This is a genomic window from Ruminococcus sp. FC2018, assembly GCF_000621805.1.
Lineage (GTDB): Bacteria > Bacillota > Clostridia > Oscillospirales > Ruminococcaceae > Hominimerdicola.
Genome location: NZ_JHXH01000001.1, coordinates 1 through 25,632 on the forward strand (window position 1 = coordinate 1; position 25,632 = coordinate 25,632).

Annotated in this window: 22 protein-coding genes and 1 tRNA gene; 13 read left to right on the forward strand and 10 right to left on the reverse strand. The window is 44.9% G+C overall.

Annotated elements, in window-relative coordinates:
- Both T494_RS0100005 and T494_RS13185 read right to left on the reverse strand, forming a co-directional pair.
- A partial coding sequence (locus tag T494_RS0100005; protein WP_028504532.1) for a transposase occupies positions 1-257 on the reverse strand: 257 nt, incomplete at its 3' end.
- A 106-nt stretch (positions 258-363) separates the two neighbouring features.
- Positions 364-1,842 (reverse strand): LCP family protein, encoded by a 1,479-nt coding sequence (locus T494_RS13185; RefSeq protein WP_051539790.1) that lies wholly within the window; start codon positions 1,840-1,842, stop codon positions 364-366.
- Positions 1,843-2,106: 264 nt separating this feature from the next.
- Between T494_RS13185 and T494_RS13190 the strand changes: the two genes are divergently transcribed.
- Both T494_RS13190 and T494_RS0100020 read left to right on the forward strand, forming a co-directional pair.
- Entirely contained in the window at positions 2,107-5,553 is a 3,447-nt protein-coding gene (locus T494_RS13190) for an EAL domain-containing protein (RefSeq protein WP_051539791.1), read from the forward strand.
- 92 nt (positions 5,554-5,645) lie between these two features.
- Positions 5,646-5,717: transfer RNA gene (locus tag T494_RS0100020), tRNA-Gly, on the forward strand.
- A 229-nt stretch (positions 5,718-5,946) separates the two neighbouring features.
- Here the strand turns inward: T494_RS0100020 and T494_RS0100025 are convergent.
- On the reverse strand, positions 5,947-7,311 hold the full coding sequence (locus tag T494_RS0100025) for a lectin like domain-containing protein (protein ID WP_028504533.1): 1,365 nt from the start codon (positions 7,309-7,311) through the stop codon (positions 5,947-5,949).
- A 312-nt stretch (positions 7,312-7,623) separates the two neighbouring features.
- Between T494_RS0100025 and T494_RS0100030 the strand changes: the two genes are divergently transcribed.
- Genes T494_RS0100030 through T494_RS0100040 form a run of 3 tightly spaced genes read left to right on the forward strand, consistent with a single transcriptional unit; the run spans position 7,624 to position 11,668 of the window.
- Entirely contained in the window at positions 7,624-9,399 is a 1,776-nt protein-coding gene (locus T494_RS0100030; protein ID WP_028504534.1) for an NTP transferase domain-containing protein, read from the forward strand.
- Complete coding sequence (locus T494_RS0100035) at positions 9,392-10,102, forward strand: phosphocholine cytidylyltransferase family protein (RefSeq protein WP_028504535.1); 711 nt, start codon at positions 9,392-9,394, stop codon at positions 10,100-10,102. Before T494_RS0100030 ends, T494_RS0100035 begins: the two co-directional genes overlap by 8 nt.
- 18 nt (positions 10,103-10,120) lie before the next feature.
- Positions 10,121-11,668 carry a BCCT family transporter gene (locus tag T494_RS0100040; protein ID WP_037343485.1) on the forward strand — a complete coding sequence of 516 codons (1,548 nt, stop codon included), beginning with the start codon at positions 10,121-10,123 and terminating at the stop codon, positions 11,666-11,668.
- A gap of 110 nt (positions 11,669-11,778) precedes the next feature.
- On the opposite strand, the gene T494_RS0100045 is transcribed toward T494_RS0100040, so the two are convergent.
- The 7 genes from T494_RS0100045 to T494_RS0100080 form a co-directional block, all read right to left on the reverse strand.
- Positions 11,779-12,408: an N-acetyltransferase gene (locus tag T494_RS0100045; protein WP_028504537.1), complete on the reverse strand. Its 630-nt coding sequence runs from the start codon at positions 12,406-12,408 to the stop codon at positions 11,779-11,781.
- 199 nt (positions 12,409-12,607) lie between these two features.
- Positions 12,608-13,132, reverse strand: coding sequence for a dihydrofolate reductase (locus T494_RS0100055; protein WP_028504538.1), 525 nt, complete (start codon positions 13,130-13,132; stop codon positions 12,608-12,610).
- A complete protein-coding gene (folK, locus tag T494_RS0100060; protein WP_028504539.1) occupies positions 13,129-13,947 on the reverse strand; it encodes a 2-amino-4-hydroxy-6-hydroxymethyldihydropteridine diphosphokinase in 819 nt (272 codons plus the stop codon). Before folK ends, T494_RS0100055 begins: the two co-directional genes overlap by 4 nt.
- Before the next feature lies 1 nt (position 13,948).
- Positions 13,949-14,755 (reverse strand): dihydropteroate synthase, encoded by an 807-nt coding sequence (gene folP / locus T494_RS0100065; protein ID WP_028504540.1) that lies wholly within the window; start codon positions 14,753-14,755, stop codon positions 13,949-13,951.
- A gap of 12 nt (positions 14,756-14,767) precedes the next feature.
- The gene (locus T494_RS0100070; protein ID WP_028504541.1) at positions 14,768-15,256 is read right to left on the reverse strand and encodes an HD domain-containing protein; all 489 of its coding nucleotides are present in this window, start codon (positions 15,254-15,256) and stop codon (positions 14,768-14,770) included.
- Positions 15,222-16,538 carry a folylpolyglutamate synthase/dihydrofolate synthase family protein gene (locus T494_RS11745; protein WP_051539793.1) on the reverse strand — a complete coding sequence of 439 codons (1,317 nt, stop codon included), beginning with the start codon at positions 16,536-16,538 and terminating at the stop codon, positions 15,222-15,224. Before T494_RS11745 ends, T494_RS0100070 begins: the two co-directional genes overlap by 35 nt.
- Positions 16,539-16,726: 188 nt before the next feature.
- Positions 16,727-17,521 carry a hypothetical protein gene (locus T494_RS0100080; protein WP_028504542.1) on the reverse strand — a complete coding sequence of 265 codons (795 nt, stop codon included), beginning with the start codon at positions 17,519-17,521 and terminating at the stop codon, positions 16,727-16,729.
- A gap of 428 nt (positions 17,522-17,949) precedes the next feature.
- On the opposite strand from T494_RS0100080, the gene T494_RS0100085 reads away from it, so the two are divergent.
- The 8 genes from T494_RS0100085 to T494_RS0100120 all read left to right on the forward strand — a co-directional run bounded on the left by T494_RS0100085 (position 17,950) and on the right by T494_RS0100120 (position 25,631).
- Positions 17,950-18,729, forward strand: a complete 780-nt coding sequence (locus T494_RS0100085) for an EAL domain-containing protein (RefSeq protein WP_028504543.1) — start codon at positions 17,950-17,952, stop codon at positions 18,727-18,729.
- A gap of 66 nt (positions 18,730-18,795) precedes the next feature.
- On the forward strand, positions 18,796-19,620 hold the full coding sequence (locus T494_RS0100090) for a hypothetical protein (RefSeq protein ID WP_242836343.1): 825 nt from the start codon (positions 18,796-18,798) through the stop codon (positions 19,618-19,620).
- Positions 19,621-19,642: 22 nt separating this feature from the next.
- Complete coding sequence (locus T494_RS11750) at positions 19,643-20,401, forward strand: signal peptidase I (protein WP_081777165.1); 759 nt, start codon at positions 19,643-19,645, stop codon at positions 20,399-20,401.
- Between the two features lie 41 nt (positions 20,402-20,442).
- Positions 20,443-22,017: a hypothetical protein gene (locus T494_RS0100100; protein WP_028504545.1), complete on the forward strand. Its 1,575-nt coding sequence runs from the start codon at positions 20,443-20,445 to the stop codon at positions 22,015-22,017.
- Positions 22,018-22,106: 89 nt separating this feature from the next.
- Positions 22,107-24,254, forward strand: coding sequence for a DUF2357 domain-containing protein (locus tag T494_RS13195; RefSeq protein WP_028504546.1), 2,148 nt, complete (start codon positions 22,107-22,109; stop codon positions 24,252-24,254).
- On the forward strand, positions 24,241-24,966 hold the full coding sequence (locus T494_RS0100110) for a signal peptidase I (RefSeq protein ID WP_197021098.1): 726 nt from the start codon (positions 24,241-24,243) through the stop codon (positions 24,964-24,966). The genes T494_RS13195 and T494_RS0100110 overlap by 14 nt, the downstream gene beginning before the upstream one ends.
- On the forward strand, positions 24,956-25,390 hold the full coding sequence (locus T494_RS0100115; RefSeq protein WP_242836344.1) for a hypothetical protein: 435 nt from the start codon (positions 24,956-24,958) through the stop codon (positions 25,388-25,390). The genes T494_RS0100110 and T494_RS0100115 overlap by 11 nt, the downstream gene beginning before the upstream one ends.
- A 13-nt stretch (positions 25,391-25,403) precedes the next feature.
- Complete coding sequence (locus T494_RS0100120) at positions 25,404-25,631, forward strand: hypothetical protein (RefSeq protein WP_028504549.1); 228 nt, start codon at positions 25,404-25,406, stop codon at positions 25,629-25,631.
- Position 25,632 lies beyond the last annotated feature (1 nt).

Genomic DNA, 25,632 nt, shown 5'->3' on the forward strand with positions numbered 1-25,632 from the left:
TCGGCTATGAGATCTTCTTGGACTTCCTTTTTTAGCTTTGTAGGACGGCCTGTCGACTTGCGTCCTCGGCGCTCAACATAAAAACCTTCTTTGCCTTCTTCAAGATAGATGCGCTCCCAGTCTGAGACTCTATTATGATTACTCACATCGAATTCCCGTGCTGCTTCCCTGTGGCTCAACTTTTCTTTGTGCATCGTTTCAACAACCTTGATTTTGAATTCCGGTGTGTATCGCTTATTTGGTTTTCCTTTAGGCATAAAAATGCCCCCTTTCGTTAGATTTCTAATTGGTATATTTTTATTATACCACATTGTCTAACAAAAGGGGAGCATTTCACATCTGCCTCAGCGGTCTGTGTTTTTATCATCCGTAAATGCTTTCCTGGAGTTCTTTGGTGTACTTTTCGTAATCTATACCAAGTACCATCATTCCGTCGATGACCATGTTTTCAAATGATCCTGTGTTTGGAATGGACTGCTGTACACGCTCGTATCCGAGATAATCCGACGCCTTGAGTACCATCCAGAATACCTCGCTCTTTTCAAGGTTGGTGGTTATGCTTGGCAGTACTTTTTCAAGGAAATCGTTAAGCTCGGAAAGACTCAGAGCCTTTGCCTTTTTGAATACCTGCTCCATTACATTACGCTGTCTCTGGGTACGCTGGAAGTCGCTGTCTATCTTTCTGATACGTGCGTATGCAAGTGCCTGTGCACCGTCAAGATTGTACTTGCCGGGTTTGGTGATAGCTTCTTTTCCGCTATCCTTTGCGCCTGCGTTGATAGACGGTATTTCCGCTTCCTTAACGTTAACCTCAACTCCGCCGAGAGTGTCTATGATCTCACGGAATGAGCCGAAGTTGATCATTGCATATTTGTCTACCTCTACACCAAAGTTAGCCTGTATGGTCTTCATAAGAAGCGGCGGTCCGCCAAAGGCATATGCAGCGTTGAGCCTTTGTGGTCCGATATCGGGGATATTTACCCATGTGTCACGCAGGAATGAGGTCATAATGACCTTTTTGGTCTTCTTGTTAAGCGACATAAGGATCATGGTATCGGAACGACCACGGTCGTTTTCTCCACGGGAGTCTGAGCCAATAAGCAGTACGTTGATAACGTCCTTGTCGCTCTTTATTTCCTTGGCGTTCTTTTCAAGGTTAGCTCTCAGGGCATCATCAAGGGATTTTTTCTTGTCCTCCGGAGATTCCGACATGGTTCCGTCGCCGATCTCAGCAGGAATCGAATCGTAAACCTCATACTCGGAATCGTTTTTGAAATCCATCATGTTGATATATCTGTAAATTATCGCTACAAGGATACCGATAACCAGCAGAAGCACAGCAATTATGATCGCTGCAATAACAATGCCCTTCTTTTTCTTGGACCAGCCCTTTTTCTTTGCCTTTGCACCTGCGGCAGCTTCGGGTCGCCTTCTGACATTTTCTCCGCTGCGGTCATTGTCGGGTCTGCGCCTTGGGCGTTCTCTCACGCTTTCATCGTCGGGTCTGCGCCTTGGACGCTCTCTCACGCTTTCGTCGTCAGGTCTGCGTCTTGGACGCTCTCTCACGCTTTCATCGTCGGGTCTGCGCCTTGGGCGTTCTCTCACGCTTTCATCGTCGGCTCTGCGCCTTGGGCGTTCTCTCACGCTTTCGTCGTCAGGTCTGCGCCTTGGACGCTCATCATCAGCCCCCCGGTGTCTTTCACCCTGAGGACGAGGCCTTCTGCGCACAGGACGCTCACCTTCACTGCCGGGGCGGACAGGGCGTGGCTGCTGATCTTGTGTTCCGGAATTGCTGTCAGTTGTATTGTGTTCCATGTTTATGTTCTCATCTTTGTTATCCATTGAAACCAATGCGCCTCCTTGTTTGTTTTAAGAGCTTTAAAGCCTCTTTTTTTCCCTTCTTTTCTTGATATCTGTTTTCAAATTATTATTATAGCACATTTTTAACGGAAAATCAATCATAAATAAAGCTTTTTTGAAAAATGATAAAACATGGTCTGTAATGATTTTTAGGCAATACTAAAAATTTTTTAAAAAATGTTGAATTTTTTTGTAATATATGCTATAATAAATTAAGTATACAGCGGTGATCGGAGGATTGTTATTATGAATACTGACACGATCTTCAATAATATAGTAAATGCTCTGATGACGGATTACACAAGGGTGTATTATGTAAATGCCGTAACAGGGGAGTATCGGTGGTACTCTGCCGATGCGGTGTCCCATTCTTTGCAGTTTGAGCAGACCGGAAGCGACTTTTTCAATGACGTGATAAAAGATGCCCAGCAGGTGGTATACCAGGAGGATAGACATATCTTTACTCAGGATCTGCAAAAGGACAGGCTGTTTGAGCAGATCAGAAATGGCACCATACACAACATCACTTACCGCATAATGATTGATGGTAAGCCGGTGTATCATTCTCTGCGCCTTATAAAAAGCATGGCGGATGAGGATCATTTTATCCTTGGAGTGCAGAATATCGACAAGCAGATGCATGGATGTCAGGAGCGTGAAAAGAACGAGGCTGAAATAGAAAGGATCGACCATATAGCCGCAAGCCTTGCAGATCACTACGACACCTTGTATTACGTAGATATGGATACGGGAGAATATTTTGAGTATTCCTCTTCGGAGCTTTACAAGAGTCTGAACATACCCACAAGAGGCGATGATTTCTTTGCCCAGAGCAGAAAGAATATCAGAAGACTTGCACATCAGGACGATATTGATCGTGTAACAAAGTTTTTCTATAAGGATGCGATGCTGAAAAATCTCAGCAATAAAAGCTCGGTATTATTGACATACCGAATAATGATAAACGGGGAAGCTGTGTATTTCCGATTTTCACAGATCTGGGCAAGTGACAGGAAGCACGTTATCGTTTGTGTGGAAAACATTGACCATGAGATAAAAAAGGAACAGCATCTCAGAGAGACGCATAAAAAGACTGTAACATACGAGAAGATCGCTGAGAGTCTTGCTTCAAACTATGATGTTATTTACTATGTCGATTCTTCAGACGGAAAATACGCAGAGTTAAAAACAAATTCCAAATATGGTAACCTTGCTGTGCAGGAGGAAGGCATAGACTTTTTTGAGGACGCAAAGCGCAATGCTGCGCAGATAGTTCACCCTGATGATAAGGAAAGGATACAGAATGTACTTAAAAGGGATTACCTTATATCCGTTCTTGAGGACAAAAAGCATTACAGCACCAAATACCGCATTGTGACGGATAACGTGACACACTTTATGAAGCTTACCGTAATGTGGTCAAGCGACAGGCTGAATTTTATTATCGGTGTTGAGAATAGTGATGAAGAGGTCAGAAAGGAAAAGGAGCAGGTCAAGGCACTGGGCATTGCAAATGCCATGGCAAGGCGTGATGAGCTTACAGGCGTTAAGAACAAAATGGCTTACAGCGAGCTGGAAAGCATGGTGCAAAAGCGTATCGACAGTGCTGATGAGGATCTGTCTTTTGCGGTCGTGGTATGCGATATAAATAATCTGAAACTGATCAACGATACCCATGGGCATAGGGCAGGGGATGAGTATATCTGCGCTGCCTGCCGTCTTGTGTGCGATACATTTACCCACAGCAAGGTGTTCCGTGTGGGCGGCGATGAGTTTGTCGCTTTTCTGGGAAGCGGAGATTACGATCGCAGACATGAGCTTTTTGACACTATTCGTGAGACCGTCCGGTCAAATGCCGTAAGCGGAGAAGGACCCATCGTTGCTGTGGGCAAGTCTGATTACATAGCAGGCAAGGACAAAAGCCTGAGTGATGTTTTCGAGCGTGCAGACAATGATATGTATGAGGAAAAAAACAGGCTGAAACAGCTTGAAGCATCGGGGGGGAAGGCACCTGAAAAGCGCCGTATGAATATTGCCATAACTGCTGAACGAAGGCAGAAACTGGAGGCGTTGTTCCAGGCATTTTCCACTGTGGCAGAGGGTTCGTACGTGTATCTTTGTGATATGAAATATGATTTTTCCATATGGTCAAAGACCGCTGTTGAAACATTTGGGCTTCCTTCACAATATATGTACGGCGCAGGCAGTATCTGGGAAGAGCACATACATCCGGAGGACCGTGAAACATACCGCATGGGTATCAACGACATTTTCACAGGAAACTCATCAGGTCACGATATGCAGTACAGAGCAAGAAAACTCACAGGTGAGTATGATGTGTGTACCTGTAAGGGTGTCGTTCTCAGAGATGAAAACGGCGAGCCGAATTATTTTGGCGGAGCTATCAGAAACCACGGACTTCACGGACACGTGGATTCCCTTACAGGATTGCGCAATCAGTACGGATTCTTTGAGGATCTCCAGGCAAATATGGCAAACAACCGCAATATGTGTATATGCCTTGTGGGAATCAGCAAGTTCTCGGAAATAAACGAGGTATACGGCTACCATTTCGGAAATATGGTGCTTCAGAAATTCGGAAGATATCTTTTTGAGCACGTGGGAAACCAGGGCAGTGCATATCGTCTTGACGGAACAAAATTCGTTGTGCTCAGCACATCTCAGAGCATAAACGATATGAAGCAGCGTTATGAAGATCTGCGACAATACTATCGTGAGAAATTCAAGATCGATGGCAAAAAACTGGTGCTTGAGCTGAATGCGGGAATGATAAATGTTGACAGCTTTGATATTGATAACCAGACTATCTACGCCTGTCTTAATTTCGCTTACAGCGAATCCAAGATAATATATCACGGTGATGCTGTAGAATTTACAGGCGGTCAGACGAATGAGAACAGACACCGCATAGAACAGCTCCATACTATCCGTGCCTCTATCACTCAGGACTATAAAGGCTTCTATATAGTCTATCAGCCTGTAGTGGATGCGTTTACAAACAAGCTGATCGGCGGAGAAGCTTTGTTAAGGTGGAAAAGCGACAAATACGGAGTAGTCCCCCCGGACAGCTTTATACCCGTGCTTGAAAGGGACCCGCTGTTTTGTGTTCTGGGCGAATGGATACTTAAAACTTCGCTTATTGACGCAAAGAAGATGCGTGAGCAAGACCCGGACTTTGTGGTCCATGTCAATCTTTCCTATTCACAGCTGGAAAAACCGGACTTTGTGGATATGGTCATCCGAACATTGCAGGAGGCAGATTATCCTGCGCAGAACCTATGCCTTGAAGTAACGGAAAGATGCAGACTGCTTGATATCGAGCTTTTGAAAAACGTTATCGTAAATCTGCGTGGTATGGGAGTAAAGATAGCTCTTGACGACTTCGGAACGGGATTCTCTTCGGTAAGCCTCTTGAAAGAGCTGAGCTTTGATATTATAAAGATCGACAGGAGCTTTATACAGAATATAGATAAGGAAGATATGGGGCGCAGGCTTATCGAGAAATTTACAAATCTTGCTTCTCTCTTCGGAGCAAGCGTGTGCGTCGAGGGCGTTGAGACAAAGGAAATGATAGAGATACTCCGAAATTATCCGGTGCAGAGCCTGCAAGGGTATTTCTATTCAAAACCCCTGCCATTTGAACAGTTCAAAGCGTGGGATCACGAAGAATGAACCGATTGACCGCAGTTATCATGCTGCGGTCTTTTTTTCGCTAAAAAACACTTGCAATGTATCTTGAAATGTGGTATAATAATGCCTGTAATGCAGATATAGTATAGCGGTCATTACTCCAGTTTCCCAAACTGGTGATGCGGGTTCGACTCCCGTTATCTGCTTAAAAACAAAGCCTGTAAACACGTTGTTTGCGGGCTTTTTCTCATGCCAAAAACGGCACTTGGTCTTTATTTGGTCTTTGTTTTGAAATATGATGCGTTCTACGCCCCAAGCGCCTTGGCGATAGCGTTTGAAAAGCTCCTTTATCTGCAAAGATACACCAATAAACTGATTACTATAACAAGAAATCTCCCTGTGCATTTATTTGCACAAGGAGATCTTTGTTTAGAATTATTTTGCAAACAACGCCTTTATGCAGCAGTTGCCGGGTGCAAAATCGGTCTTTTTCATCGCCTCTATGTCGCTGCTCGTCAGGTAGTCCTTCCACGCACCGCTGTCGCTGTCTACAAATGACTGGACTTTATCCGTCTTTATAGCCCTATTTATGTCGCTGTCGGTCATATCCTTCCACTTGCCGTCTGCGAACACAAACGACTGACCTTTCTCAATGGATGTTTTATAGCTGGCTACAGCGAATCCGATAGTTTCGCCCTCGACAGGCGCACCCTTTGAGTAGGTGATAACTACTGCGAAATCCCGGACATCAACAGGCTTTGTCAGCTCGATAGTTTGATATCCTTGATAGTCGAGCTTTGCGTCCTGCGTGTACAGTACTGTGCTGAAATCGGCTGACATGATTTCAAGCTTTATGTCCTGCTTATCAAAATTGTTGAACGTGCCCACAGCTGCGAGCTTGCCAGCCTTGTGGAAAATATTTGCGACCTTGGTGGAGTCACCTGTTTTGATGTAGCTGCTCATCACATTACCTGCATCATAGCTTTGCACCTGGGAATATTTATCGCTGACGGTATGGCTTATCGCGTATTCAAGCGGCGAGCTGTAGGAGATATACTGATACTTTCCGCCGAGGTTTGAATTGTAAACTATCCATGCGCCGTCTTGTTCTGTCGGAGTTTTGAAATACTCTTTCGGGAAGTGGTCGTCCCAGCCGATGACAGTAACAGCGTGGTCATATATTTTAGCCTGCTTGTATATCAGTGTCGGGTAAGTTCCGAACATACCCACTTCACAGTTCCGGGAGTCGATGCCGACGGTAACGCCGCCTCTTGTTCTGACAGCACTTTTTATCGCCTCACGGTCGGTGGGGTCGATCATCATTGAGCTGTCCAGCGTAATGCCGTCCTTGCATTCTCCCGACAGCCTGGCGGTAACGAACTGCTGATATCCGCCCAAGTCTGATTTGTTTATTGCGCTATTTACGAAAAAGCCTTCCTGCTTGCCTTCGCCGTAAATATCTTCGAGCATATCATATATCTCCATTTTAAGCTCTTTGCCTGTCGCTTTTTCGCAGCTTGTCTGCATACTTGCACGGGCAGCATACAGCCAGCAGGTGCCTGTCTGCTGCACAGGCGTTTTGAATAATTTGAGTTCGTCGGCGAGGTTATAATATCCATCAGCGCCGTAAACATAGTCATATTTCGGTGTAGCCTCGGACGATGAGTCAGCCGCCGATGATGAAACAAAAGAGTCAACAGCCGGATCAGCTTTTTCACTCGCACTTGAATCACCGCAGCCGTTCATAGCCGAAAGTGAAAGCATAAGCACAAATGCTAAGATCTGTTTTGTGATTTTCATACGCTACCCCTCCATGTCTTTCCTTTAGTATACAATACAAGCTATAGCCGTGTCAACAAAACTTTTAAAAATTGTATTTACGAAAGGATGCAAAATCGGCATGTAACAAACTGAAATAGCATTTTTGCAAGAACAGTATATTGTAATTTTGAGAGAAATAACATGATCGCAAGGGTAAGTATGCAAGTTCAGATGTATCCTTTTTGTTTAAACAAGTCTTGACCCTATGACTCAAATGTGCTATAATTTTTTAATAGCAAGATTATTATTTTTTTATTTCAGCGTTCACGTAATAAAGGAGATATACAGTTCATGAACAAACAAGAATCTGATGTTCTGATGGCGCTCCTCTCAGAGCCGTTCATTAACCAGCGAATACTATCTGAGACATCGGGGCATAGCCTTGGTGTAGTCAATCGATCACTCAAAAGCTTGAAAAATCAGGGCTATATTGACGATAGTATTTGTCTTACAACAAAAGCATTAAATGAGTGTAATTCGAAAGCTCCTAAAAATGCAATTATACTTGCAGCAGGCTTTGGTATGAGAATGGTGCCGATAAATCTGACCTCGCCCAAAGCAATGCTTGAGGTCAATGGTGAGCCGCTGATAGAACGCACCATAAAGCAACTGCACGAAGCCGGGATCAGGGACATTACAATAGTTGTGGGATTCATGAAAGAAAAATTTGACTACCTGATTGATGAGTACGGGGTCAAGCTTGTTGTTAATCCCGAATATGCATCAAAAAACAATCTCAGCTCCCTTGCACTGGTTGTTGACCGTATATCTAATACCTACATAATTCCCTCAGATATCTGGTGTGACATAAATCCGTTCCGGTCCCGGGAAATGTATTCCTGGTACATGGTGAGCGATATGGTGGATAATGAATCTGATGTTCGGGTCAACAGAAAAATGGAACTTATTAAGATAAACAGGAATGCAGGCGGAAATTCAATGTTAGGTATTGCCTATATGCTTGAAGAGGATGCTAAAGTAATTCGGGAGAAAATCAAAAGTGCTTCGCAAAGTGGTGAACATGACGGAGATTTCTGGGAGATCGTACTGTATGAGAACGATAAGATGACTGTTCCAGCCAAGGTCGTACATTCTTCAGATGCTGTTGAGATCAACACATATGAGCAGCTGCGGGAGCTTGACGGAGAATCCAATCACCTGAAGTCTGATGCGCTTGATGTAATAGCGGATGTATTCAAGGTGGCACTTGAAGATATCGTAGATATAATGGTGTTGAAAAAAGGTATGACTAACCGCTCTTTTCTCTTTTCAGTCAATGGGGATAAGTACATTATGCGAATTCCCGGAGAGGGAACAGCCCTGCTTATAAACCGTGCTCAGGAGACGGAGGTATTCAGAACAATAAGCGGTTCAGGACTGTGCGATGACCCGGTATATATCAACCCTGATAATGGATATAAGATCACAAAATACCTAAATGGGGTGAGAGTGTGTGATACTGACAATGTGGCAGATTTGAAACGCTGTATGAAAAAACTAAGAGATTTTCACAATATGAAACTCAAGGTCGGTCACAGCTTTGATATTTTTGCTCAGATCGAGTTTTATGAGAGCCTGTGGAAAGGCAATCCATCGGTATTCAAGGACTACAAACAAACAAAAGCCAATGTTCTGAGTCTGAGAGAGTTCATTGATAAAACAGAGAAAGAACGGTGCCTGGCACATATAGATGCTGTGCCGGACAACTTTCTATTCTATCAGGACGGAAGCGACGAAAAGCTCCAGCTCACAGACTGGGAGTATTCAGGAATGCAGGATCCTCACGTTGATATAGCAATGTTCTGTATTTACAGTATGTACAATAAAAATCAGGTCGACAGGCTTATCGATATTTATTTTGAAAACAAATGCGACAAAAAGACAAGAACAAAGATATATGCATACATATCTATGTGCGGATTGCTTTGGTCAAACTGGTGTGAATTCAAGCGAAATCTGGGAGTTGAATTTGGCGAGTACAGCCTGTGCCAGTACAGGTTTGCCAAGGATTATTATCGTTACGCTCTTAAAGAGATGCAGCGTGCGGAGGACAACAAAAATGAGTGAAAAACATACTGTAAAAAGAGCGATCATTCTGGCAGCAGGCAAGGGTGAAAGAATGCACCCGGTCACTATCGATACTCCCAAACCTCTGGTCAGGGTGAACGGTATAAGAATGATAGATACTGTTATTCAAGGGCTGCATAACAATGGTATAACGGAGATATACGTTGTAGTTGGGTATCTTAAAGAAAAGTTTGAAGTGCTTTGCAAAGAGTATCCCGGCGTGGTGCTGATCGAAAATCCATACTACGACAGCTGTAATAATATCTCATCATTGTATGTGGCAAGGGAGTATTTAGGTGATACTATTATTCTTGACGGGGACCAGATAATCTACAATGATAAGATATTGTCACCGTACTTCGACAAGTCCGGATATAATGCCGTGTGGACAGATGAACATACGGATGAATGGCTGATGACTGTTCGCGAAAATAAGGTTGTGGGCTGTTCACGAACCGGAGGAGAGAAGGGGTGGCAGCTGTACAGCATCTCAAGGTGGACTTTTGATGACGGGCTCAGACTGAGAGGGTATATCGAATCTGAATTTGAAAGCGGAAACCGACAGATATATTGGGATGATATTGCGATGTTCTGCCATTGTGATAAGTTTGATCTTGGTATATATGAAATGAAAAGGGAAGATGTTATCGAGCTGGACAGTTTTGAAGAACTGCAGAAACTGGATAAAAGCTATAAAGGTTGATACGGAGGAAGAGTAAAATTGAGTGAGAAAGCAAAAGAACAGAAAACAAAAGGTCGCATTGACTGGCTTGTGACCCTTGCGCCATTTATTATCATAATGGGGCTTGCGGGATTGCTTTTTGCATTTCCGGACGGTTCAAACAAAGTGATCGGAAAAGTCAGATTTTTCTTTGGGGATACAATGGGTATATACTACCTGGTTATTGGTCTGGGAGTGTTGATAGTTTCGGTTTTGCTGGCGTTTTCAAAATATGGTAATATCGTACTGGGAGAGCCTGACGAAAAGCCAAAATACTCTTTCTTTGCCTGGGGAAGTATGATGTTCACCTGCGGACTTGCAGCGGATATTCTGTTCTATTCTTTTGCAGAATGGGTAATGTACGCTACAAATCCCCACATTGAAGAGCTTGGCTCGGTGGACGAATGGGCTGGTGTATTCCCGCTGTTCCATTGGAGCTTTATCCCTTGGGCATTCTATCTTGTGCTTGCTGTTGCTTTCGGATTTATGCTGCACGTAAGGAAAAGAAACCGCCAGCGCTATTCGGAAGCTTGCCGCCCTGTTCTCGGAAAGCACTCAGATGGCATTATTGGCAGGGTGATCGACCTTTTTGCACTGTTTGCATTGCTTGCAGGTACGGCAACTACATTCAGTGTAGCCACCCCGCTTATGGCAAGTATTATCGGTAAGCTTTTTGGCATATCACTCAGCAGAACTACTATAACGATCATTATCCTGCTTGTAACCTGTGCTGTATATACATATGCGGTCCTTCACGGTTTCAAGGGCATAAGTATTCTTGCAAAGGCGTGTATTTTCCTATTCTTTGGTATGCTTATTCTTGTGCTGCTTATCGGCGGTCAGGGACGGTATATTATTGAAAACGGTTTCCAGTCTCTGGGCAAAATGGTTCAGAACTTTATTGGTCTGTCTACGTTTACAGATCCCACAAGAACAAGCAACTTCCCCCAGGACTGGACAATATACTACTGGGCATATTGGATGGTATGGTGCATAGCGGCTCCGTTCTTCATAGGCAATATCTCAAGGGGCAGAACTATCCGTCAGACTATTCTCGGTGGGTATATTTTCGGTGTTGGCTCAACTATCGTAAGCTTTGTGATACTGGGGAATTATTCGCTCGGTCTGCAAACCTCCAGCGCACACAACTTTATTGAGCAGTACAATGAAAGCGGCGATCTTTACGGATTGATACTCAATATCATTGATACCATGCCTGCATCTACGTTTATTCTTGTTCTTGTCCTTGTAACAATGATACTCTTTTATGCAACATCATTTGACTCTATCGCATACACTGCTGCCTGCTACAGCTATAAGAAACTTGGCGAGGACGAGCATCCCAGCAAACCGGTAGAATTGCTTTGGTGTATTCTTCTTATTGTGCTTCCGATAGCTCTTGTTTTCTCGGAAAGCTCAATGAACAATATTCAGTCTGTCAGCATAATTTCAGCGTTCCCTATTGGAATAATCATGATAATTATGATATGGAGTTTCTATAAGGATGCTAAAAAATATCTGGACGAGAAAAAGCATTTTAATAAATAGCCGCTTACCTGAGATCGTTGCCGATACTTGATAAAAAGCCCGCAAGCATTTTTTGCCTGCGGGTGTTTTTGTACATAAAAAAGCGGGGAATTACCCCCGCTTATTTTCATTCATCCGAAGATCTGTCCGGGCAGCTTCAGCTTTTCCTTAGGCGCAAAGCACTTATCAAACGCTTCAACTTCCTCGTCGCTCACATAGTATCCCTTAGGTGTTTGGTATACACCCTTGACACCGTCAAGATACCCTGCTTTCAGCTCTTTGCACAGAAAGAAAGACTGGTCTGCGTCTTTTGGCATATCGTGGTAGAATATACCAAACCTTCTGGCATAGTCAAATCCGCTTTTGCCGTAAAAGTCAATATTGCCTTCAAACAAAACAGCACCAAACCCAAGCTCCACCGCTTTTTCCAGAGAATAGTCAAGCAGCATTTTGCCCAAGCCTTGTCTTTTTAACTCCGAAGCAATACATATTGGACCCATTGTCAGAACGGGAATATCTGTTCCGTCATCGGAGTTAATAACTGTTTTCATAAACATATTCTGTCCGATGATCTGTCCTTGACGGACCATGACAAAGTCAAGCTCTCTGACAAACGCCGGGTCGTCTCGCAGAACATGGATCACATAATGCTCGCTGCACCCGGGACGATAAACGTTCCAGAAAGATTCTCTCACCAGATTTTCAACCAGTGGGTAGTCCTTGTTTTCTTCCAAACGAATGATGAAGTCATTTATATTCATTGTTTTTACCTCCTGAAATTTGTTGACATCAAATGCTTTGCAGCGGGAGGCTTTGACAGTAAGCAAACCTCCCGGTCAGCCTGCTATCTCCGATGTGTTGGTTCTTTTCAAAAAGACACTCTCCTGTAAATATTATTCAAGCGTTCTGCTTGCAGGATAATTATATCATATTGATCGTAAACTGTCAATTATAATGGTGCTAAATACTGTCTGTGCCCGGACAGACCCGACTTTGCTGCGGTGTGCGTTTGTAGGTCACAAACCGGTATTTAAGACCGTTATGCTCTTTTATATCCGACATCTCAGCGACTTTCCAGTCCTCAAGTGAGTCAAAATCCGGCAGAAAGCTGTCCGCAGGGGATTCGGCAAAGACTTTTGTAATATACGCAGTATCGCAGTATTCCATAAGCTGTTTATAAACCTGTGAACCGCCGATCACTACAATATCTTCACTTTTAGTGTTCTGTGTAAGCTCCGCAAGCTCCTTGGTGCTGTGGACGATCTCCACTCCTTCAAAGACAAAGCTTCTGTTTCTTGTGAGCAGGATATTTCTTCTGCCGCTCAGAGGCTTGACTTTAAGGGACTCAAAGGTCTTTCGCCCCATGACAACGGTTTTTCCTGCGGTGATCTGTCTGAAAAAGCTCATGTCCTCCGGTATGCTGAAAAGCAGGCGGTTTTTGTACCCGATCCCCCAGCCTCGGTCGGCACAGGCTATTAGTATCATGACTTTTTAAGCTCTGCAAGCATAGCCGATGCAGTCTTTCCTGTGGCAGGATCAAATGCATACGGGTCAAGCTCGCAAAGGGGAGCCAGTACAAATTCCCTGTTTGCCATGTCTATATGTGGGATAGTCAGAGTTTCGTCGTGGAACATTATATCGTCAAACAGGATTATGTCAACGTCAAGTGTGCGGGGACCCCAGTGTACGGTGCGCTCTCTTCCGGCATTTTCCTCGGCTTGGGAGGTGAGCTTGTGCAGCCGGTGGGGAGTATACAGAGTTTCAAGCTCTACGCAGCAGTTCAGGAATTTATCCTGGTCTGTGTTGCCGTAAGGTTCGGTTTCTATAAGCGAGGAGCTTTTGACTCCACGGCAGTTTTCATCGTTTCGGATAAATTCTATTGCATCCCTGATGTATTTTTCTCTGTCCCCCATATTTGACCCAAGGGAAAGATACACCTTGCTCCACTTTCTGTCCACAGTAACGCTTACATATTCAAGGGGCAGCAGTATGGGCGCCCAGGGCTTTTTGACCTCAAGGACAACTCTGCTTATGCGGCTGTACTGCATGAGAATATCGTGGGACAGCTTTTCCGCAGCGGTCTCGATAAGCTTGAAGGTATTGTTTTCCATAATTGTTTTTATCAGGTGGCAGATCTGAGAATAGTCCACCGAGTCGTTTATATCGTCGGTGGATCCTGCCTTTCTTGTATCAAGGTAGATGTGGGCGGAGATGAGAAATTTTTGCCCAAGGACATTTTCCTCCTTCAGCACTCCGTGGTTTGAAAAAATTTCAAGGTCATTTATTATTATAACGTCCATATTAAACCTTCCCCATTAGTTTTTCTGTCATTATTATTGCTCGCTTGTTTTCCTTTATATCGTGTACCCTTACAAACAAACAGCCCTTTTGCACGGCAAAAACGGTGGTCACTATCGTTCCTTCGATTCGCTGGTCAGAGGGCAGGTCAAGAGCAAGTCCGATCATTGATTTTCTCGATGTGCCAAGCAGCACAGGCATTTTCAGTTTATCCAGCACTTCAAGGCTGCCTGTGAGCATAAGATTTTGTTCATAGCTTTTGGCAAAGCCTATTCCCGGGTCGATCATCAGTTTATCCCTGCTTATTCCCGCTTTGATGGCAATGTCAGTGCTTTTGGAAAGATCCTTGACCACATCGCTCAGAAAATCCGTATACACCGGCTCTTTTCTGTTGTGGGTAAGGCAGACGGGAACGCCGTACCTTGCTGCCGTGGCAGCCATTTCACCGCTGTCATACCGCAAGCCCCAGATGTCGTTGATCATGTCTGCACCGCTTTTTATTGCCGCCTCCGCTGTGTCGTGGTGGTAGGTATCTATTGAGATCGGCACATCAAAGTTCTGCTTTATCATTTCGATAACAGGGCACACACGCTGTATCTCCTCATCTGTGCAGATGTGGGTATAGCCCGGTCGGGTGGATTCGCCTCCGATGTCGATAACGTCCGCACCCTGCTGTATCATTTCCTCGGCGTGTTTCAATGCGCTGTCAAGATCGGAGTATCTTCCGCCGTCGGAAAAAGAATCGGGGGTGACATTGAGTATACCCATAATATAGGTGTGGTCCTTAAAGTCTTTGTTTCCGATTATCATTTGTCCGTCTCCTTAGTATTCAAGGGTCTCGTTTCTTTTGTCCGCTGCCCAGTTGCACCGGTCATAGGCGGCGCAGTTGAAACACAGCCTTGAAAGCTTATCGGCGGTGCAGAGCAGCCTCTGAAGGTCAGTTGCGCCCTTGGGGTAGCCGTCATGTCCGTGTGTCCTTATGGCTTTGGTCATTTCAGCTATTTCGGTTTCATCGTAACCGCAGTCTTTAAGTATTACCGCAGCGGTTTTTGCCCCTGCCTGATTGTGGGATACGCCGTTTTCATACTCCTCGCCCCTGCCGATGTCGTGGAGCAGGCAGGTGGCGTAGATAATATCCTTGCTCAGGCTGCATCCCTCTTCAAGCGCCATTATGTAGGCTATTCTTGCCACGTCAAAAAGGTGTTCCATACCGTGGCGGCAGAAAATACGGTCGGATTCCTTGTTTTCGATATCTCTCACCGCTGTTATAAAAAGCTTATGCTTCAGTATCTTGTGGTATCTCAGTTTCATTATTATACTCCCTGTTTACAGTATCTTTTATGTCTTTGAGAAAGGACAGCGAGCCGAATGCCAGCACCAGATCGCAGCTGCTGTTCATGCATTGAGTCACAGCCTGCTGCGGTGAGGGCATAGCTTTGACGTTGGGGTTATACTTTGCCACAGCCTTTGCCAGCTCCTGTGCGCTCAGCCCACGCTTGCCCTTTGTGGGAATGGTATATATCCTTTCGGCGCACTTTGCGGTAAGGGCAGCGATACGGTCATAGTCTTTGTCCTTGAAAGTGCCCATTATAAAGGTTATACGCCTGTTGGCAAAGCATTTGTCCAGAGTCTCACGCAGCTTTGCAGCTCCGCTTGGGTTGTGTGCACCGTCGATAATAAAAGTTGGGGAGCATTCCCTTATGACCTCAAAACGCCCCTGCCACTTTGCAGACCTCAGACCTTTGATAATATCACTGTCGGGTATGTTATAGCCTTTTTTTCGCAATATCATGCAGGCATCTATTGCCAGGGCAGCATTTTCCGTTTGGAATGTGCCCAGCAGGGAAAGCTGTATGTTTTCAAGCCCTTTATAGGAGAAACTCTGGGCTGTGGGGGAAAAGCTTTGGTCTGTGATAAGCTGTGGGCTGCTTACGGTAAGCTCCGCAGACTGCTCGGCACAGATCTTTTTCAGCACGCTCATTGCGTCCTCGCTTTGTAAAGCAGTCAGGACGCAGCCGCCTTTTTTGATTATTCCTCCCTTGTGGCAGGCTATCTCCTCAAGGGTACTGCCGAGGAATTTCGTGTGTTCAAGGCTTATGGGAGTAATGATCGACAGCAGGGAGGTGTCTATAACGTTGGTGGAGTCCTCTTTGCCGCCCATGCCCACCTCCACAATGGCGATGTCGCAGCCTTTTTGGGCAAAAAAGCAGAAAGCTGCGGCGGTTTGCAGCTCAAACACCGTGGGGTGAGGAAAGCCGCTTTTTACAATATCCTCTGCGGCGGAGCGGACACGGGTTAAAATCAGCGAGAAGTCCTCGGGGGAGATGTTTTCGCCGCAAAGCTGTATTATTTCAAGCCCGTCCATGACCGCAGGGGACACAAACCGCCCTGTTTTATAGCCTGCGGTGCGCAGTACACTTTCCAAAAAGCAGCCCACCGAGCCTTTGCCGTTTGTACCGGCGATATGTATTATATTAAGTCCTTTTTGCGGGTCGCCAAGTCGGGCACACAGTCTTTTGATGCTGTCAAGCCCGGGGATGATCCCGTATTTTTCCGCATGGGACAGGTATTTGAGAGTCTGGCTGTAATTCATATTCCTGCTCCTGTGAATAGATTATATAGTAATTATACATTAAAGCGCCTTAATATGTCAAGGGCAGGGGACAAAGGGGAGCACCGACGGGGAAAAGGGCATAAAAATGACTCACCCGGTACAAAGTACCGGGTGAGCTTCGGCTATATTAGGTTTCGCTGAATTAGCGTTTCAAGCGATTGATTAGATTAGGTTGTAGGAACTACATTGCCTGTGAATGTTACTTCAACAGATGTGCCCTGAAGTTTAGCAATGTTGTTTGTGTAAACGCCTTCATCATTTCCGTCCCAGTATACATAAATCTTAACTGTGCTTGAATCAGTCGATGTTACATTTGCTGTCTGGAGAACTGTAGATGATGCCGAAATGTCAGCAGCTGTTGTTGCTGCAAATTCCTGTGAACCGTTAGCACCTGCAACAAGAACTCTAACTGCATCTTCTGCACCTGTTGGTACATTGATTGTGCAAGATTTTACTCTGAGGCTTGAAAGCTCGTTGGAACCATCAGCTACTGCCAAACTAAACTCATTGATAAGGATGTACTCTCCGTTGTTAGCAATCGGAACCTTGGTTTTGTCAGTCATAGTATCTGTTGCAGAATCAGGGCTGCTACTATATCTGTAATACCAATCCTTATAATCTGTTGCTACAGCTGTATCTTCCGCTTCAATTGCAGTAATACCAACGGAACCACTAGGAGTAAATTCGTGAGCTGTCGGATAAAGCTCAGCCGAAGCTGTCACAGCATTATCACTAATCTTTTTACCTGCCTGAACTGTATCAGCGTCTGCAATACCTTGCTTAATCATAAGGAATGTAGCATCAGACTTTGCAGTTACACTCATTGATGTAGCTGTTACGTCCTTATTCATTGAGAACCAAGCGAATGTGGAGGAAACCAGCATTGCTGCGGAAACTGTGAGCATTCCAACTGCGCCTAACAGTTTTCTCTTGTTGCCGTTTTTCTTCTTTGTATTTGTCATAATAAATTCCCCTTTCAAAAGAATTTTGTTTTTGTACCTTCCGCCATAGCCGAGCGGGGTACCGGTTAACTTCTTTCAGGAAACCCTAATAAAAATAATAATTTCCGTTTCCTTGTCTTAAAGTATACATTCTTTGTGCCGTTTTGTCAATAGGATTTTGGTATTTTGTTTCTTTCAGAAAACAAATTTGTAAAATATATCCCCAGCATTTCCCTCGTTTTGTGCAAAACGTATATAAAACGATTTCGGTCATTGTTGCATATGTTTGATTTGTTTAAAAAACTTGTCTTATTATTTTTAAAAACCATGCTTTTTGATGATAAATAATGCCATTTTGCTTGACAAATAGCACAAAATCAAGTATAATATTTACGAATAAATTATACTCTTTTAACTTATGCACATTTATAATAAGCGGGGTGAGTGGCTTGAAGGTAAAAAATACTGCGACTGTGGGCGGCCTTCGTGCGCTTGAACAGTATTTCCGCCCTATCGGCAACGCCCTTTCGGGAGAGTCCCTGGCTTACCAGTCCACCTTCCGTATGAACAGCCCCTCAAAAGGTGTGATCTTCCCCGGCGAATATCTGCCGGTGCTTGAGGCTTATCCCGACCGTGCCGCTGAGTTTTTGCCGCTGGAGTTTTTCCATCTGAGCGACACTATCGAGAATTTCAAGACCCGTGATATAAGCTACCGCTTTATTTCAATTCCTATACCCGTAAGCTTTTTAAAGCGTGACGACTGCGTTAAGGGGCTCCAGGAGCTTTCAAGCGCATTCCATATCCACCCCGATCAGGTCTGCTTTGAGCTTAACTCGGCTCTTTACGGCGAAAAGGACGGAACTGCGGTCAAGACTATGACCATGCTGCAAAGGGAGGGCTATGCATTCATGCTCAACTCCTTTGGCGGCGACGACAGCCCTACAATGCTGCTTTCGGACTATCCGGTGGACTACGTTATGCTCAACGGAGTTTACACCACCGAGGCAATGGTGGGCGATAACCATGAAAAATGGGTGCGCTCGGCGATAGACTACGTTATTTCTATTGACTGTACTCCCATAGCTACAGAGGTGGAAAATGCCGCACAGGGCGACAAGATCGCCTCCCTTGGCTGCAATATGTGCGTTGGCGGCTATACGGGAGACTGGATGCTGCGTAAGTACATAAGACCAAGGACTTACGAGGAAACCATGCAGCAGTCTACGTGACGTATATATAAAAACTGATTACACTATATATAATACAAATTATGCTGAAAGGAGGTATACTTGCTTATGAGCAAAAAGGATAAGGAAAAGGCTGCTCAGACTGAGGCAGAGAACAAGGAACTTGACGAATCTACAGAGGCTGCCGTTAAGGAAAGCGCAAAGGCAAAGGACAAGGACAAGGAAACTGCTCTTCGTGATGCCCTGCACATAAGACGTACAGCAAAGGAAGTCAAAAAGTATACCGTTCTGATGCGTGTTACCGGGCTTATGACCGTTGCGCTCATCGGATTTATCGCTATCGGCTACGCAATATCCTATTTTTACAATAAGTATGGAAGCTTCACCATAAAGGTGAACAAGTACGACATGGTCAACCAGGGACTTTCCCTCTCGGAAACACCTGAGTTTGATAAGACCGTTTCGGTCCTCACCGCTGACATTGTCTACGATATGACCAACATAAGCGGAAATGACCTGCCGGACAATATCGACAAGATAAACGGCAACCACAACGGACGAAACTACATTGCCTATACATTCTATGTGCACAATTCCGGTAAGGACACCGTAACCTACGAGGGGGACCTTACGATACAAAATGTTACAAAGAATGTCGACGAGGCGATCCGTGTTGCACTTTACACCAACGGCAAAAAAGAGGTGTACGGAAAGACCAAATCCACCGGAAGCGGCAAGGAAAACGATTGCGACAAGGAATTCCTGACCTCCGCACAGGTAATGCACACCAAGGTCTCGGATTTTGAGCCGGGTGCTACAAATAAATATACGGTCGTTATCTGGCTGGAGGGAAATGACCCTGATTGTGTTGATGAGATCATCGGGGGAGTTATCAAGATGCAGATGGACTTCAGGATCGTGGAGAATACATAAATTGTAAGGGGTAAAATTTATCATGAAAAAAGCAATGAAAATCGTTCTGAGCGTTCTGGCGTGGATACTTCTGATCTTTGCCCTGCTCATCACCGTAATGGTGTTCACTTCGGACAAGAACAACGGAGTGCCAAGTCTGTTCGGACGTATGCCGATGACTGTTGAGTCGGACTCAATGGAGCCTACCTTCAAAAAAGGCGATCTTATCATCGCCAAGGAGATAGACGACATAAACGAGCTGAAAGTTGACGATGTCATCTCCTTCTGGACCAACGAGATAGTTGAGGGACAGAACGTTATCAATACCCACCGAATTGTGGATATAAAGGACGATAACGGCACAAAGGGCTTTATCACCAAGGGTGATAACAACGACCAGAACGATACATATATCGTATATCCCAGCAAGATAATCGGTAAGTGGACAGGCAGCAGGATGCCGGTGCTGGGAAGACTTATGAAGTTCCTTAAGACCAAGACAGGATTTTTGGTATGTATCCTCATACCAATGGCGATATTCTTCCTGTTTGAGCTGTTCAAGCTTATAATGGTAGTTATTCAGATGCGCCAGGGAAATAAAACTCCTGAGCTTGATGAGGAAGAGATCAAGAAAAGAGCGATCGAGGAGTATCTTGCAGAGCAGAAGAAGGCTCAGCAGGAAAATGCCGGGGAGAAACAGGCTGAGGCGGAAAGTGAACATCCTGACGGTGAGGAAAGCTCCGAGCAGACACAGCAGCAGGCAGCTGAAGCTGAGGCAGAAACAGAAAACAGCGCTGAATAATAAGGCTGTCCAAATCTTATAGAAAGGAAAACAAGGAAAACATGAGTAACTTTTTGGAATGGTTCTTTGTTTTTATTTCTGAAATTCTTAAAGGTTTTGCAAGTATTTTTAAAGGATTTTGGGAAGGAATAAAACAGATATTCAATATCAAGAATTATATCACCATATTCAAGGCTCACTCCGAAAGCTTCGGCGTTCTGGAGTGGATACTTGCTATCTTGTCCATAATCCTTGTTGTTGCTATCTTTGCACTTATCATATTTATGATAATCCTTGCTGTCAGAAAGTATATCCGATTCAGACATTCACTTGTCAGTGATGAGGATCTGCTTGAGGAGATAGGCGTGCTTCAGCGTCAGGTCCTGAAAATGACCAAGGAAAAAGACGAGATCATGGCTATGAAAGTGGCACAGATGGGCGGCGGCTCTCTGGCACTGGGCGGCGGCACAGCAGGCGGTACGCTCTCTCTTGGCGACGGTCAGGAAGGAGAAGCTCAGGGCGAGGAGCAGACACAGGACGGCGTGGTCATCACAACTGTCAAGCGTTTCTCCAAATTGCTTGAGGTGGATAATTTCTATAAGACATATACTCCGCCGGAGTATGATAACACCGTTTCCCTTGAGCAGATCTGTGAGGATTACAGAAACTTCGCCTGCTCCAGAATGCACCTTTTCTACGACATTAAGACTATACGGCTGTTTATAGCAGGTATGGCTTCAACCAAGCTTATCATCCTCCAGGGTATTTCCGGTACAGGTAAAACATCTTTGCCGTACTCATTCGGTAAGTTCCTGGGCGTTGATACTACTATCGCCTCTGTACAGCCTTCATGGCGTGACAGAACAGAGCTTTTCGGATTCTTTAACGAATTCACCAAGAACTTCAACGAGACAGAAGTGCTCAAAAGGATATATTCATCCAGCTTTAACAATGACGTTAACCTTATCCTGCTGGACGAGATGAACATCGCCCGTGTCGAGTATTACTTCGCTGAAATGCTGTCCATCCTCGAAATGCCTAACGCAGACGAGTGGAAGCTGGACCTTGTTCCCAATGTTTGGAGCACCGACCCGGAGAATCTGGATAAGGGTATGATAAAGATACCGCAGAATGTGTGGTATATCGGTACGGCAAATAACGACGACTCTACATTTGCTATTTCCGATAAGGTTTATGACCGTGCTCAGCCTATCAACCTTGATGCAAAGGGTATCGCTTTTGATGCACCGGATACACCGCCTCTTACACTGGGATTTGAGCACCTCAACGAGCTGTTTGAGGACGCTTTCAAGAAATATCCTATCAGTGATGAGAACCTGAAGAAGATCCAGCACCTGGATCTGTGGGTAATCGAAAAGCTGAGAGTTGCTTTCGGTAACCGTATTATCAAGCAGATGGGTCTGTTCGTTCCGGTATATGTTGCCTGCGGCGGCGAAGAGCTTGACGGTATCGACTATGTAATGGCAACAAAGATATTCAGAAAATTTGAATCTCTGAACCTTTCAATGCTCCGTGACGAGCTGAGAGACCTTTGTACATATCTGAGAAAAACCTTCGGCAGCAACAGTATGAAGGAATCTATCGCATACCTTGAGCGTTTGCAGAAGCTGTATTGATGCGTTGATATTGCTGCAACAAAATGACCTGCTTAGCTTCAACGGTAAGTCAGGTCATTTTTAAAATCCAATAAAAAGGAGGGGAATGTGTGAGCGATTTTTACGATAAGTGGTATAAGAGTTTTACTGCCACAATGGGCGAGCTTGAAGATGACAGCCTGTTTGAGTCCATGCATTCCCTTATTATGTCCAGCAGAAATACCTTTGCGGTAAACCGCAAGATAATGGAAAAATCTGTGGACGTTTCCTGGGTGGACGCAATAGAACAGGGCATGAAGCACCTTGATACGGTGCTCAGAAACCCAAGAGTCACCATCGAGGACGTGGGTGAGGTAGTTCCTATTGCCCTTTCCAGAAAAATAACTGTTGAGTCGGTAAAGCACCTTGCTCAGCACACCGACCTTATACAGGATTACGACCCTGTGACAAATACCATTACACCATCCAAGGTGCTTAATGTCCATAAAGAGGAAAGTATGATGACCTATGAAAACAAGTTCATCAATACCCTTGTGGACAGACTGTATGTGTTTATAATAAAACGTTATGAAAAGCTCCAGGAGGTCGCAAAGGATGAGGAGGTGTTCTCACTTTCCTATAACACAGACCTTGACGATAAAAACGGCAAGCAGATGAGCGTCAGTTTGAAACTGGAGACCACAGACAGCCTTGAGACTGTCAACGAAAGCGGTTTGACAGTCTGGGAAAGAGTGGAGCATATCAAAAAAGCCATTGAGGGCTACAAAGGCTCGACCTTCTGCCAGACAATGGGTAATGTCTTCATCAGACCCCCTGTAATGCGTACCAACGCAATAATGAAAAATGTTGACCTTAAAGCCTGCCTTACATTGTGGCAGTTCATTGAGGGGTACGATAAAGTCGGCTACGAGATAAACGTGGTGGACACAGCACAAAAGCTTGATGAGGATTATATGATGGATTTCTATAACCTTATCGCACTTAATTTCCTGCTGTTCCGATCCTACACCCATAAACCTGCCGATAAGAAGAATGAGCTTAAAACAGCCAAGCCAAAGGCGTTTCTGCCCAAGTTTCTCAAAAGGTTCAATAAGGACGATATGTCCAAGTACGACGTTATGGCTCAGCCCCAATCCCTGGGCGAGAGTGTCTATGACCACCAGGGAGAGGCAGGAGAGCTTAATATTGCCCTTCTTAACGAGATAGACCAGGTCTTTGCCCTTGAGAAGGAGTATATCCGTGTTGAACAGATACGCACCGAGGTCGCCCGTATCGAGAGAGAAAAGGCGGAAAAGAAAAAGGCAGAGGCAGAAGAACGCAGGCTGGAAGCTTTGCGGCGTGAGGCTATCAAGAAAGCCGAAGAAGAACGTGCCGAGAGAGAAAGGATCCAGCGTGAGGAGACCGAGCGTCTCAAGCGTGAGTGGGAAGAAAGACAGAAAGCCGAAGCCGAGGAGAGAGAACGACTTGCAAAAGAGGCTGCCGAGCGTGCCGAGAGAGAACGACAGGAGGCAGAGGAAAGGCGGCAGCGTGAATATGATAACTTCCGCAGAGCTCAGCTTACAGCCGAAAGACTTGAGCAGGAGAGACTTGCCGCCGAGGAAGAAGCAAGAAAGCTTGCCGAGGAGGAGGCAAACCTTACTCCCGAGGAGCTTGCGGAAAGAGAACGCATCAAAGCGGAGAAGGCTGCTCAGGAAAAGCGGGAGAAAGCTCGTGCAGAGCGGCTGCGTGCGGAAAGAGAGATCTATCGCAGCAGAGATTTCCGCACAATTTACCTGGAGTATTCCAGAAGTCCTTGGTGCGTGATACGAAGATTTTTCATTACCCTGTTCAGCGTAATATTCCGCAGACCTTATGTGCCTGATGTGGATCCTAAGTATTACCGTGCGGAATATCCCAAGAAACGGTGGTTTGAAAGACCTATGGAGACCGCTGCAGAGCGTGACGAGCGTATGCAGATGAAGGTGTACTACAACAAGTATGCGGCAATGTTCCCGTATGACCTGAAGAGGACGATCAAGAACATAAAGTGGAAGATGAAGAAGAAAACGCCGCTTACCGATGCTCAGAAGGATAAGATCAGAAAGTCCATTGTTGTCATGACTCCCGAGGAGGAGAAGGCAGAGAACGCAAGGATCAAAGCTTTGTTCAAGGAATACCATGTGGGCATTTTCACCAAGATAAAACGAAAGTTCAAGCATTGGCGTGAAAACAAGAAACTGAAGAACGAAAGGGTCAATGAAACAGATGATAAAAAATAGGCTGAAACTTGCGGTAAAGATCTTTCTTATCGCATTGATCGCAGCTATGTTCTGTATCGTGGTGTATGTGTTTGTGTGCAATATCCGAGGCAAGGTGGCAAAGATCGGCGGATACAGCGTAATGAAGGTTATAACCGGAAGTATGGAGCCGTCCATTCACGTGGGAGACTACGTACTGGTAAAAGAGGTGGATACCGATACGCTGAAAGTCGGAGACGTTATCACATTTTACTCCGATGATCCGGAAATAAAGGATATGCCCAATTCACACAGGATAATCGCCATTAACCCCGACGGCAGCTTTACCGTCAAGGGCGACGCCAATCCAAAGGCTGATGACTATACTGTAAAGCCTGACAGAGTGGTGGGCAAGTATTCGGGAAAGATATGGCTGTTTCGGTTTATCGGCTCGTTTGCGTCAAGCAGAAAGCTGCTGATGATACTGTTTATACTTCCCACGGTGGGAATATGTATATATGAAGCAAGGTCACTTATAAAGATAATCAGAGGTACCGATGAGGATGACGATGATGAACAGACCGACAACACCGATGAGAAGAAACCAAAGACCGAAACGGCGCAGGAGAAAAAAGAAAGGCTTATAAGAGAGGCTATCGAAAAGGAAAAAGAGAAGCTTCGACAGGCTGATGCCGATAAGCTCAACGAAAGTGAAGTGGTGGATAGTGAATCAGGAAAAGATAATGAAGCGTAAGATGATCTCAGCCATAATCTGGGCGATCATCCTGCTTATAGCTTTGCTGGTCTTTATCGGGCTTTATGTGGATAAATCCGCAGAGGCACAGAAAACCTATAAAGAGAAATACAAGCAAAGTCTGGCAGATGCTTCCGAGGAGCTTGACACCTATTTCAGCAGAAAAATAGATTACGATCTTCACTATAATATGGTCATATCAGATCTGGGATCTGCAAGGTCTTTCGTTTTTCTGATAGATGATTATTCGGAAAGGCAAAAGGCGATAAATGAGCTTCACTACTGTTTTGTTAAATATCCAAAGCAGATGAAGACAAGGCTTGAAGCTGTAAATCAAGGTCTTAAAGATATTGTTGATAACCTTGATAAGGGCTATGACGAGATCAGAGAAGTTGTGGATTCCATAGAGAAAAAAGGCGAATAGGAGGAAAAGTACGATGAGTGAAAAAAGGAAATATAAAAAAGAGATTCTTAAATGCCGCAAGACCATAGAGGAGATAGAGCGTAAGCGTTCACGTTCACAGTCGGCATTGGTACAGGCGATCCTCCTTCAGGAGGAACCGTCGGAAGCAGACGTTGAGTGGTTCAACAAGTATACCGGTGAGATCGATGCTGTGAGAAAGCATATGATAAACACCCAGAAAAAGCTTGACCTTATCAAGTAAA

Coding starts and splice junctions, on each gene's coding strand:
- T494_RS11745 (WP_051539793.1), bottom strand. CDS start 16,538: ATGAATTACAGCCAGACTCTCAAATACCTGTCCCATGCGGAAAAATAC.
- T494_RS0100055 (WP_028504538.1), bottom strand. CDS start 13,132: ATGATACTAATAGCCTGTGCCGACCGAGGCTGGGGGATCGGGTACAAA.
- T494_RS0100120 (WP_028504549.1), top strand. CDS start 25,404: ATGAGTGAAAAAAGGAAATATAAAAAAGAGATTCTTAAATGCCGCAAG.
- T494_RS0100090 (WP_242836343.1), top strand. CDS start 18,796: ATGAGCAAAAAGGATAAGGAAAAGGCTGCTCAGACTGAGGCAGAGAAC.
- T494_RS0100025 (WP_028504533.1), bottom strand. CDS start 7,311: ATGAAAATCACAAAACAGATCTTAGCATTTGTGCTTATGCTTTCACTT.
- T494_RS0100070 (WP_028504541.1), bottom strand. CDS start 15,256: ATGAAACTGAGATACCACAAGATACTGAAGCATAAGCTTTTTATAACA.
- T494_RS13190 (WP_051539791.1), top strand. CDS start 2,107: ATGAATACTGACACGATCTTCAATAATATAGTAAATGCTCTGATGACG.
- T494_RS0100080 (WP_028504542.1), bottom strand. CDS start 17,521: ATGACAAATACAAAGAAGAAAAACGGCAACAAGAGAAAACTGTTAGGC.
- T494_RS0100030 (WP_028504534.1), top strand. CDS start 7,624: ATGAACAAACAAGAATCTGATGTTCTGATGGCGCTCCTCTCAGAGCCG.
- folP (WP_028504540.1), bottom strand. CDS start 14,755: ATGATAATCGGAAACAAAGACTTTAAGGACCACACCTATATTATGGGT.
- T494_RS0100115 (WP_242836344.1), top strand. CDS start 24,956: ATGAAGCGTAAGATGATCTCAGCCATAATCTGGGCGATCATCCTGCTT.
- T494_RS13185 (WP_051539790.1), bottom strand. CDS start 1,842: ATGGATAACAAAGATGAGAACATAAACATGGAACACAATACAACTGAC.
- T494_RS0100045 (WP_028504537.1), bottom strand. CDS start 12,408: ATGAATATAAATGACTTCATCATTCGTTTGGAAGAAAACAAGGACTAC.
- folK (WP_028504539.1), bottom strand. CDS start 13,947: ATGGACGTTATAATAATAAATGACCTTGAAATTTTTTCAAACCACGGA.
- T494_RS0100110 (WP_197021098.1), top strand. CDS start 24,241: ATGATAAAAAATAGGCTGAAACTTGCGGTAAAGATCTTTCTTATCGCA.
- T494_RS11750 (WP_081777165.1), top strand. CDS start 19,643: ATGAAAAAAGCAATGAAAATCGTTCTGAGCGTTCTGGCGTGGATACTT.
- T494_RS0100035 (WP_028504535.1), top strand. CDS start 9,392: ATGAGTGAAAAACATACTGTAAAAAGAGCGATCATTCTGGCAGCAGGC.
- T494_RS0100100 (WP_028504545.1), top strand. CDS start 20,443: ATGAGTAACTTTTTGGAATGGTTCTTTGTTTTTATTTCTGAAATTCTT.